Raw genomic sequence first — 8,934 nt, 5'->3', positions numbered from 1 at the left:
CCACCGCCACACCGGATGCCTGGGTGACTTGCTGGATGGCGTCGGCGATTTCCCGCGTAAGGTTCTCCTGGATCTGCAAGCGCCTGGCGAACATGTCGACGATGCGCGCCAGCTTCGACAGGCCAAGGACCTTGCCGGTCGGAATATAGGCCACATGGGCCTTGCCGATAAAGGGCAGCAGGTGATGCTCGCACAGCGAATACAGCTCGATGTCCTTGAGGATCACCATCTCGTCGTTGTCGGAAGCGAACAGCGCACCGTTGACGATTTCCTCCAGGTTCTGCTCGTACCCATGACACAAATACTGCATGGCCTTGGCAGCGCGCTTTGGCGTGTCGAGCAAACCTTCGCGCTCGGGGTCTTCACCCAGGCCCTTGAGGATCTCGCGGTAGTGGTGGGGCAGGGATAGGGTCATACAACATCCTCGCAAACGGCTTACTTGATATGCCGCCCGCCGTTGACGGTCAGGGTGGTGCCGGTGACATACGGGTTATCCAGCAGGTAACGCACGCTCTGGTAAATCACCTCGGGGCCGGGTTCGATGCCCAGTGCCGCCTTGGCCAGGACCTTGGCGCGGTAGGCCGCGTCGTCGCCCTCGTTGAACATCACCATTGCCGGGGCAATGCCGTTCACTTTGATCGTTGGTGCAAGTTGTGCGGCAAACGATAAGGTCAGGCTGTCGAGCCCGGCCTTGGTGGCGCAGTAGGCAATGTGCTGGCGGCTGCCCTTGCGGGTCACGTCATCGCTGATGTGCACGATATCCGCAGGCGTGGAGCGTTGCAGCAGGTAAGCACAATGCAGGTTGATCAGGTACGGCGCAAGCATGTGCACACTGAACATGTCGGCAAACGCGCGGGTCTCGTCGCCGAGCGTTTCTGCCTCCCAGGCCGAAGCATTGTGGATGATCGCCCGCAGGCTCTGGGTGTGCGTCTTCAGCTCGTCGATGAAGGCGAGAATGCCCGCCTCGCAGGAAAAGTCGGCAAACACGCCAATCGCACCGCGCTCGCGCAGGGTCTGCACGCCGGGACGTTCGCTGCGGTAACTGAAAATCACCGGCTGCCCTTCGTCCAGCAGGCGCAGGGCGCAATGCAGGCCGACACGCTGGCCGGCACCGGTGATCAGGATCGGGGCGGGAGTTGAAGACATGGGAAGCTCGCGTCGCTGGCAGGCTAAAACTATACCAGCGCGCAGCCTCCCTTGTACTCAAACGGTGGCTTCGGTGGCCTTTACCCGAACCGGGGCTGGATGCAGCCAGCCGGCCAGGAGATGGGTCGATAACGGGATGAAGAAGTAAACCATCAATGGCGTGAGCGCGAGGGTGCTGACCAACACACGGCTCAACAACCCCAACTCGCTGAGCAGCGGCTCAAGACCGAAGTTGAAGAGCAGCGACACCGGGAAAAACGCCAGCCAGATGGCCACAGCCTGCTTCCAGCGCGGCGGACGTGCGGCGGCGGCGCCAAACCAGCCGTCGATACCGCGTACGCGATGCTCCGACGGCGCAGCAAACAGCTCACTGCCGCGCCCGAGCCATGCACCACGGGATGCGGAAAACTCCCACGCATGCAGGGTCTTTTCATCGGCGAAGCGGAAAATAATCTGGAATTCATCATCGTTGGGCGGCGGGGCTAGCACGCCGGAGCCCAGGTAACCGGGAAAGTCCGTGGCCAATTGCTCGCCTTCGCGCAGCCAGGCCATCAACTCTTCGTAACGACCCTTGGCCACGCGGCGCGCAACCATCAGGGTAACGGGGGAGGTAGACATCGTGTATCTCCATAAGGATCGGGTGCGCTGAACCGGGTAGGTGGCGCACGAACGAAGCTGCGGGTAAGCAGCTACGTTGAAAAAACAGGCAAGGATTATTCCTGTTTTGAAGAAATACACCAGCGGCATTGGTCGGCTGGCTGAAGACCTTGAAACGGACAGTCGTATCGGCGTTAAATGGGATCCAAGTTCCTCACAGTATATTAGTGCCCTGATGTCTGTAATGACTGCTCCATGCCCCGATATCGCCGTTGGCAAATCCGCCGATTCCGATGAGCTGTTCCCGATTCGTGAAGTGGCAAGATTGACAGGCATCAACCCTGTCACCCTGCGTGCCTGGGAGCGTCGTTATGGGCTGATACAGCCGGTTCGCACCGAAAGCGGGCATCGCCTGTATTCACGCACCGATATAGAGACCGTTCATCGCATTCTCGATTGGATCGAGCGTGGCGTGGCGGTGAGCAAAGTCGGGAAAATCCTCGCCCGCGATGATCAGCAAGCCGCTGTTGCGGCGGTTACGCCAGCAGGCGCCGAGCATGAATGGAGCCAGTGGCAGCAGCAATTGCGAACGGCCGTCGGTGCCTTCGACGACCGGCAACTGGACCGGTTGTATGGCCAGATTTTCGCGGCTTACCCGGTCGCAGTGGTTTTCCAGGACATCCTGATGCCCCTCTGGCAGCAGTTACTGCGTCACCAGGGACTCTTTGGCCAAACCAGCGAATGGCTGTTTTTTGATGGATTCTTGCGCAGCCGTACCTGGAAACGCCTGCAAATAGGCTGCGCCTCCCCGGCGCCCCGGGTACTACTGGCCGCGATCGCCGGAGAATGCCGAGAGCTTGAACTGTTGGTCGCAGGTTTGCTGCTGAGCAGTGACGAGTTGGCGGTCAAGGTCTTGAGCGTGGGCCAACCGATAGATGAATTGACGCTTATCTGCGAAAAAACCAAGCCACAAGCTCTTGTGGTGTTCTCCAATCACTCGCCCACCAGTGAGTTGTCCCGGCGCCTTGAGCGGCTGGCCTTGACCATCGACTGCCCGCTTTTGCTAGCCGGCGATGCGGCGGAATTGGCCCAGGAGGAACTGAAGGGGTCGCCCGTCGGCTGCCTGGGGAATGAAGGGCGATTGATGCAGCGCCGCTTGCAGCAGTTTCTGCGCGGCAGCCTGGATACCTGACGTCAGGCGTGGACTTCGGGATGGAACAGGCGGTGCTGCTGCAGGATAAACTGGCGCAGGCGCTCGGTTTCATCCACATCACTCTGGTTTAGGCGATAGGCGAACAACCCTCGGGACGTTTCCCGCTCGAGGGTGCCCCGCACCGAGATACGCTCGTACCCGGACGGACTGAACCACAGGGAAAAGGTTTTTGGCGCCTTGATCCTCCCGCGAATTTCCACCAGCAACCCCTTGAACGACACCTCATGCACCCAGAGTGCACCCGGCTGGCCCTTGATATTTTCCAGCGGCACCGGCTCTTCAAGCGCCAGACGCCACGGGCGAATCATCGGCCCGTCTTCGAAAATACTCGGTACACCCAGCCGCAAATGCACGGCATGAAACTCGTCTTCCACCAATTGCAGCGGAAAGGTCATTTGCTGGTTGTCGAATTGCGCCTGGAGGGTGACATGGTCATGGGCGGCCAGTCGGGTGAGCAAATCACGAATCTGCGCACCGCCATTGACCGTCAGGCTCGACGACGCGTCCCGCACGTTGAGTTGCGGGTTATGGTGCATGGTCTGAATAAAATCCAGCTCGTCCTGCGTCAAAAGCGCGTCGCGTTGCATTGATCTTGCTCAAGAAAAAGGTATTAAAACGCCATTATCTCTTTAAAGACCGCGTTTTCTAGTTTTTGTTAGATCCGCTCGTCGACTTGAGTGCCGCAAGCTCCGCCTTGAGGTCCGCCAATTGGGCTTCAAGTTGCGCGACACGCTGCTGGGCCTTGACCTGAACGGTCACATCCTTCTGCACACCGACAAAGTAGGTCTGCTTGTCGGCCGCGTTGTAAACCGTCGATAACGACAGCTCATTCCAGAAATGCGTGCCGTCCTTGCGGTAATTGCGCAGGATTTCCCGACAGGAGCCGCCACTCTCCAACGCTTCGCGAATCGCCATCAGGCCTGGCTGGTCGCGGTCACCCGATTGCAGGAAGCGGCAATCCTGATAGAGGATTTCGTCGAGGGTGTAGCCGGTTATGCGCTCGAACGCCGGGTTTACGTAAATCAGCGGCTTGTCCTTGCCTTCACGCTCGGCGACCACGATGCCGTCGTTGGAAGCGTTGATCACCAGTTGCATCAGCTTGGCGTTAATCATTTAGCGGTCCATGGCTTGTCTTGGGAATTTGCAGTTTAAGACATGCCAGCAGCCTGTCCACTTACCCTAGCTGTTAATATCCCAGGCTTTTAGTCAGCTACAGGATCAGATTGATGAAAGTCGCCATCCTTTCCGGCTCGGTGTACGGCACGGCTGAAGAAGTCGCCCGTCACGCTGCAAGCATCCTCAACGCTGCGGGTTTTGACGCCTGGCACAACCCGCGCGCCACCCTGGCCGATGTGCAGGGTTTTGCCCCCGAGGCCTTTTTAGCCGTGACCTCCACCACCGGCATGGGCGAACTGCCCGATAACCTGCAACCGCTGTATTCGACCATTCGCGACCAACTGCCGGCCGCCTGGCGCGGTCTGCCGGGCGCAGTGATCGGCCTGGGCGACGCCAGCTATGGCGACACCTTCTGTGGCGGCGGCGAGCAAATGCGCGAGCTGTTTGCCGAGTTGGGCGTGCACGAAGTGCTGCCGATGCTGCGCCTGGACGCCAGCGAAAGCGTGACCCCGGAAGCTGACGCCGAGCCATGGCTGGCCGAGTTGGTTACTGCACTGCGCGGTTGACCGGAAACTCGCGTAACAACGCCAGCCAGGCCTGGGCGGCTTTCGACAGATAGGCGCCCTCACGCCAGATAAAGGCAATGTCCCAGCGCAGGTATTCCGGCGCCTTGAGCGTCAGGCGCACCACCCCGGGCCGCACCAGGCCCCGGGCTACTACGCTGGGCAGCAACACCACGCCCTGGCCGGCGGCCACCAGGGCCGCGAGGAAATCCGCCTGGCCGCTGCGGCCACTTTCTTTCGGGGTAAAGCCCAGTTGCTGACAGGCCTGTAGCAGGCGGTCGTTCAATACAAAGCTGCGCTGGTACATCAGGAACGGCGTGTCGGCCAGTTCTTCCAGGCGGATGTGCGCGTTGTCGGCCAACGGATGGTCCATGGGCAGCAGGGCGTCCAGTGGCTCATCGCAGAATGCCTGCCAGGCGAACGCCGGATCGCTGGGCATCAGGCTGCCGCCCACCTCCAGTTCTCCACTCAGAATCGCCTGCTCGATATTGCGGCTGCCGCCTTCCAGCAACTGAATGGTGACATTCGGATAACGCCGTCGGTACTCGGCAAACAAGCCGGCAAACAGCGTGTCACCGCCTAACTGCGGCAAGCCCATGCGCAGTTCGCCACGGGTCAGTTGATTCAAGTCGTCCAGCTCACTGAGCAGCTCGGCTTGCTGGCGCAGCATCGCTTCTGCCCGCTGCAACACCACTTGGCCGGCCGCCGTCAGGCGAATCTGCGAACCCAGGCGATCCAGCAGGGGCGTGCCCAGGCTTTGCTCCAGTTGTGCCACCTGCTTGCTGACCGCGGACTGGCTGATGTGCAGGGTTTTGCCGGCTTGGGTAAAACCGCCCCGGTGGATCACTTCAACAAAACTGCGCAGCTGTTTGAATTCCATTCACATGATTCCAGTTTGGAATAGATTGCAGTCTAACAATTCGCTGTGGGGATGCCAGGGGCCTCTTTAAAATGGGCGCCCTGGGAGGACCCAAAGCTCATGAAACCTTTCACCTTCAAATTCGTTGGTCGGTTGCTGGCTGAACTGATCGTCCTGCTGGCCACTTACTTTCTGGGCTGCCAACTGGCGGCCTGGCTGAGCTGGCCTATTCCCGGTGGTGTGATCGGCCTGGGCCTGTTGCTGCTGACCTTCGCCACTGGCCTGGTCAAGCCGGCGGCCCTGCAATTGGGCGCCGGTGTGTTGATGGCGGAGATGCTGCTGTTCTTCATTCCTGCGTTGATGAGCCTCTTGGACTACGGCGGCCTGGTAAAGCACGACGGCTGGAGGATCATGCTGGTGATCGGTCTCAGCACTTTGTCGGTAATGCTGGTGACGGCGTTTACCGTGGAATTCGTCTGCCGCTGGAAGCTGCGCCATGAAGCTTGAGCTGATGCCTATGTTCTGGCTGGCGCTGACCCTGGGTGCCTACGGATTCAGCCGCTGGATCTACCGGCGCACCGGGCGTTACCTGTTGTCGCCGCTGATCCTGGTGCCTGCGCTGTTACTGGCGGTGGCGGTTCCGATGAAAACCGCCTACGCCGAATACTCCACCGACACCCACTGGCTGATGCTAGTGCTGGGCCCGGTGACCGTGGCGTTCGCCATTCCGATCTGGCAACAGCGCCAGCTGCTGATGCGCCATTGGTCAGCGTTGTTGCTGGGGATGGTGGCGGGCAGCGCAGCGTCCATCGCCACTTCGTATGGCCTGGCCAGGGCCCTCGCTCTCGACAGCTCGGTAACGATGTCCTTGGTGCCCCGTTCGATCACCACGCCGTTCGCCATGCCGGTGTCTTCCGACCTGGGTGGCGTGCCGGAGCTGACGGCCGTATTCGTGATGTTCACCGGAGTGTTCGGCGCCATGCTCGGCGGTGTACTGCTCAAGTGGCTGCCGTTGCGCACGCCATTGGCTCGCGGCGCGTTGTTCGGCGTGGGCGCTCATGGCGCGGGTGTCAGCCGGGCCCATGAGGTGGGTGGCGAGGAGGGCTCGGTGGCGGGCCTGGTGATGGTGCTGACTGGGTTGCTCAACCTGTTTGCCGCGCCTTTATTGGCGTCGCTTCTCTGACACGCATTGAGCAAATTCGAACTATTCTCAGGACTGACCCGCTCGGTCATCAAGGTGGCTGCCAATGCAACTACGGCAGCCTCGGCGTCTGACTAGACTGGCCCTTCACTCAAAAAAATAATAAGAAAACGCGCCAAGGAGGTCATTGCCGTGAGCCTAGCCACTGTTCAATCGACACACAGCGTAAAAGATCAGGTCAGCGTTGCCGAATGGCAGACCCGCGTCGACCTCGCCGCGTGCTACCGACTGGTGGCGATGCACGGTTGGGATGACCTGATTTTCACCCATATCTCGGCCAAGGTGCCGGGCACCGAAGACTTCCTGATCAACCCTTATGGGCTGATGTTCCACGAGATCACCGCGTCGAGCCTGGTGAAGGTCGACCAGGCCGGCAACAAGCTGATGGACAGCCCGTACGAGGTCAACCCGGCGGGCTACACCATCCACAGCGCGGTACACGAAGTTCGCCACGACGTGGTCTGCGTGCTGCACACCCACACCGCTTCCGGTATCGCTGTCTCCGCACAGAAGCAAGGCGTGTTGCCCATCAGCCAGCAATCCTTGTTTGTGCTGTCCAGCCTGGCCTACCACGTCTACGAAGGGGTGGCGCTGAACCACGAGGAAAAGGCCCGCTTGCAGGCTGACCTTGGCGAAAACAATTTCCTGATGCTGCACAACCACGGCCTGCTGACCTGTGGCGCCAGCATCGCCGACACTTTCCTGATGATGTTCATCTTCCAGCGCACCTGCGATATCCAGGTAATGGCGCAGAACGGTGGCGCAGAATTGATCACGATTGCACCACAGATATTGGCCGGTGCCCGGGCGATGATCGCCGGGGTCACCAAAAGCGCTCAGGGTATGGGTGGCGCGCTGGCCTGGCCGGCGTTGCTGCGCAAACTGGACGCACTCGACCCCGGGTATAAAAGCTGATGCCACTCGCCGAGATCCCGCTGCGCATCTGGCGCCAGCGCGCCCAGAGCTTTGAGTTTCGCGGCCGCACCATTCGGTACTGGGTGGCGGGGCAGGGCGAGCCGTTGCTGCTGATCCATGGTTTTCCCACCGCCAGTTGGGACTGGCATTACCTCTGGCAGCCGTTGGCCCAGCGCTATCAAGTGATTGCCTGCGACATGTTGGGGTTTGGCGATTCGGCCAAGCCGCTGGATCACACCTATTGCCTGCTGGAACAGGCGGATTTACAGCAGGCTTTGCTGGAGCATCTTTGGGTACAGCAGCCGGTGCATGTGCTGGCCCATGATTACGGTGACAGTGTTGCGCAGGAGCTGTTGGCGCGGCATTACGAAGGGCGCTTTCAGATGGCCAGCGGAGTGTTTCTCAACGGTGGGTTGTTTCCGGAGACGCATCGTCCGGCGTTGGTTCAGAAGCTGTTGCTGAGCCCGCTGGGGTGGATGATCGGACGGGCGTTTGGGCGTAATGCACTGGCCAACAGTTTCGGGCAGATTTTTGGGCCTTCGACCCGGCCCAGTGAAAGTGCGCTGGATGATTTTTGGAGCTTGATCGAGAGCCAGGATGGGCCGCGGATTTTGCACAAGTTGATTGCGTATATTCCTCAGCGTCGGCGGCAGCGGGACCGCTGGGTGGCGGCGATGCAGCGGGGGGAGGTGCCGTTGCGGGTGATCGATGGCGAAGTTGATCCCATTTCTGGTGGGCATATGGTTCAGCGCTATCGTGAACTGGTGCCGCATGCGGATACGGTGTTGCTCGCGAATATTGGGCACTATCCGCAGATTGAGGCGCCGGTGCAGGTGTTGAAGCATTATCTGGCGTTTCGGGAGGGGCTTGGGGTGGGGGCTTCTCGGGTGGCTTATTCTTGATTGGGGTTGAGTACATATCCGTTATTTAGGTAACGGCCGCTTACGGTTCCGCTCTTACAGCGGCTCACTTTGGAAAAGCCCCAAAGTAAGCAAAGGGCTCTGCCCCGCCTGTCGGCACCTCGCTTAGGCTCGGCGTTCCCTCACTCCGGCATTGCTCCGCGGGTCGCCGCGACGGGCCATCCATGGCCCGGCGCGGCTAAACCGGCGTCCTGCCGGTTTACCCGCTCCGCAATACCTGCGTTCGGCCTCGGGCTTATTGGGGCAGTCAGATCAAAATCAAAAGCACAGCGGCCTACCGGCCGGCTTGAGTGTTTAAAAGCAAAAGCAAAAGCAAAGACCAAAGCGAAAGCAAAGCTGCTTTTCTGTGGGAGCTGGCTTGCCTGCGATGCAGACACCTCGGTGCATCAGGTACACCCAGTTGA

12 protein-coding genes are annotated in these 8,934 nt (G+C 60.1%); 6 read left to right on the top strand and 6 right to left on the bottom strand.

What is annotated here, in order from left to right; translation table 11 throughout:
- The 3 genes from folE to K0H47_RS28780 all read right to left on the bottom strand — a co-directional run.
- Positions 1-415, bottom strand: a 415-nt coding sequence (gene folE / locus K0H47_RS28790; protein ID WP_257626763.1) for a GTP cyclohydrolase I FolE, incomplete at its 3' end; no start/stop codon positions are given.
- A 20-nt stretch (positions 416-435) separates the two neighbouring features.
- Entirely contained in the window at positions 436-1,146 is a 711-nt protein-coding gene (folM, locus tag K0H47_RS28785) for a dihydromonapterin reductase (RefSeq protein WP_093201682.1), read from the bottom strand.
- Positions 1,147-1,203: 57 nt separating this feature from the next.
- On the bottom strand, positions 1,204-1,764 hold the full coding sequence (locus tag K0H47_RS28780; RefSeq protein WP_017476022.1) for an antibiotic biosynthesis monooxygenase: 561 nt from the start codon (positions 1,762-1,764) through the stop codon (positions 1,204-1,206).
- Positions 1,765-1,978: 214 nt separating this feature from the next.
- Here K0H47_RS28780 and K0H47_RS28775 point away from each other — a divergent pair, with 214 nt between their 5' ends.
- Positions 1,979-2,935, top strand: a complete 957-nt coding sequence (locus tag K0H47_RS28775; RefSeq protein WP_373568930.1) for a MerR family transcriptional regulator — start codon at positions 1,979-1,981, stop codon at positions 2,933-2,935.
- Positions 2,936-2,937: 2 nt separating this feature from the next.
- Here the strand turns inward: K0H47_RS28775 and K0H47_RS28770 are convergent, their stop codons facing one another.
- Together K0H47_RS28770 and K0H47_RS28765 are read right to left on the bottom strand one after the other, a co-directional pair.
- Positions 2,938-3,543, bottom strand: a complete 606-nt coding sequence (locus K0H47_RS28770; protein WP_017476024.1) for a hypothetical protein — start codon at positions 3,541-3,543, stop codon at positions 2,938-2,940.
- A gap of 58 nt (positions 3,544-3,601) precedes the next feature.
- Entirely contained in the window at positions 3,602-4,069 is a 468-nt protein-coding gene (locus tag K0H47_RS28765) for a PAS domain-containing protein (RefSeq protein WP_063033092.1), read from the bottom strand.
- Positions 4,070-4,182: 113 nt separating this feature from the next.
- Between K0H47_RS28765 and K0H47_RS28760 the strand changes: the two genes are divergently transcribed.
- Positions 4,183-4,638, top strand: coding sequence for a flavodoxin (locus tag K0H47_RS28760; protein WP_003208486.1), 456 nt, complete (start codon positions 4,183-4,185; stop codon positions 4,636-4,638).
- Here the strand turns inward: K0H47_RS28760 and K0H47_RS28755 are convergent.
- Positions 4,619-5,515 (bottom strand): LysR substrate-binding domain-containing protein, encoded by an 897-nt coding sequence (locus K0H47_RS28755; RefSeq protein ID WP_063033091.1) that lies wholly within the window; start codon positions 5,513-5,515, stop codon positions 4,619-4,621. The two genes, K0H47_RS28760 and K0H47_RS28755, sit on opposite strands and share 20 nt — an antisense overlap.
- A 99-nt stretch (positions 5,516-5,614) precedes the next feature.
- On the opposite strand from K0H47_RS28755, the gene K0H47_RS28750 reads away from it, so the two are divergent.
- From K0H47_RS28750 to K0H47_RS28735, 4 genes are all read left to right on the top strand, one after another.
- Positions 5,615-6,001 (top strand): CidA/LrgA family protein, encoded by a 387-nt coding sequence (locus K0H47_RS28750; RefSeq protein ID WP_219274002.1) that lies wholly within the window; start codon positions 5,615-5,617, stop codon positions 5,999-6,001.
- Entirely contained in the window at positions 5,991-6,677 is a 687-nt protein-coding gene (locus tag K0H47_RS28745; RefSeq protein ID WP_219274001.1) for an LrgB family protein, read from the top strand. Before K0H47_RS28750 ends, K0H47_RS28745 begins: the two co-directional genes overlap by 11 nt.
- A 150-nt stretch (positions 6,678-6,827) precedes the next feature.
- Positions 6,828-7,610: a class II aldolase/adducin family protein gene (locus K0H47_RS28740; protein WP_177026504.1), complete on the top strand. Its 783-nt coding sequence runs from the start codon at positions 6,828-6,830 to the stop codon at positions 7,608-7,610.
- Positions 7,610-8,512, top strand: a complete 903-nt coding sequence (locus tag K0H47_RS28735) for an alpha/beta fold hydrolase (RefSeq protein ID WP_017476031.1) — start codon at positions 7,610-7,612, stop codon at positions 8,510-8,512. The genes K0H47_RS28740 and K0H47_RS28735 overlap by 1 nt, the downstream gene beginning before the upstream one ends.
- Positions 8,513-8,934: the final 422 nt, after the last annotated feature.

Source organism: Pseudomonas sp. Xaverov 83 (assembly GCF_019352905.1).
Taxonomy (GTDB): Bacteria; Pseudomonadota; Gammaproteobacteria; order Pseudomonadales; family Pseudomonadaceae; genus Aquipseudomonas; species Aquipseudomonas yamanorum.
Note: the sequence above shows the minus strand (reverse complement) of the source record. Positions and strands in the feature narration are given on the sequence as shown.

Bases quoted from the DNA above. Each gene is read 5' to 3' on its own strand.
- folM (WP_093201682.1), bottom strand. From the start codon at position 1,146: ATGTCTTCAACTCCCGCCCCGATCCTGATCACCGGTGCCGGCCAGCGT.
- K0H47_RS28780 (WP_017476022.1), bottom strand. From the start codon at position 1,764: ATGTCTACCTCCCCCGTTACCCTGATGGTTGCGCGCCGCGTGGCCAAG.
- K0H47_RS28775 (WP_373568930.1), top strand. From the start codon at position 1,979: ATGTCTGTAATGACTGCTCCATGCCCCGATATCGCCGTTGGCAAATCC.
- K0H47_RS28770 (WP_017476024.1), bottom strand. From the start codon at position 3,543: ATGCAACGCGACGCGCTTTTGACGCAGGACGAGCTGGATTTTATTCAG.
- K0H47_RS28765 (WP_063033092.1), bottom strand. From the start codon at position 4,069: ATGATTAACGCCAAGCTGATGCAACTGGTGATCAACGCTTCCAACGAC.
- K0H47_RS28760 (WP_003208486.1), top strand. From the start codon at position 4,183: ATGAAAGTCGCCATCCTTTCCGGCTCGGTGTACGGCACGGCTGAAGAA.
- K0H47_RS28755 (WP_063033091.1), bottom strand. From the start codon at position 5,515: ATGGAATTCAAACAGCTGCGCAGTTTTGTTGAAGTGATCCACCGGGGC.
- K0H47_RS28750 (WP_219274002.1), top strand. From the start codon at position 5,615: ATGAAACCTTTCACCTTCAAATTCGTTGGTCGGTTGCTGGCTGAACTG.
- K0H47_RS28745 (WP_219274001.1), top strand. From the start codon at position 5,991: ATGAAGCTTGAGCTGATGCCTATGTTCTGGCTGGCGCTGACCCTGGGT.
- K0H47_RS28735 (WP_017476031.1), top strand. From the start codon at position 7,610: ATGCCACTCGCCGAGATCCCGCTGCGCATCTGGCGCCAGCGCGCCCAG.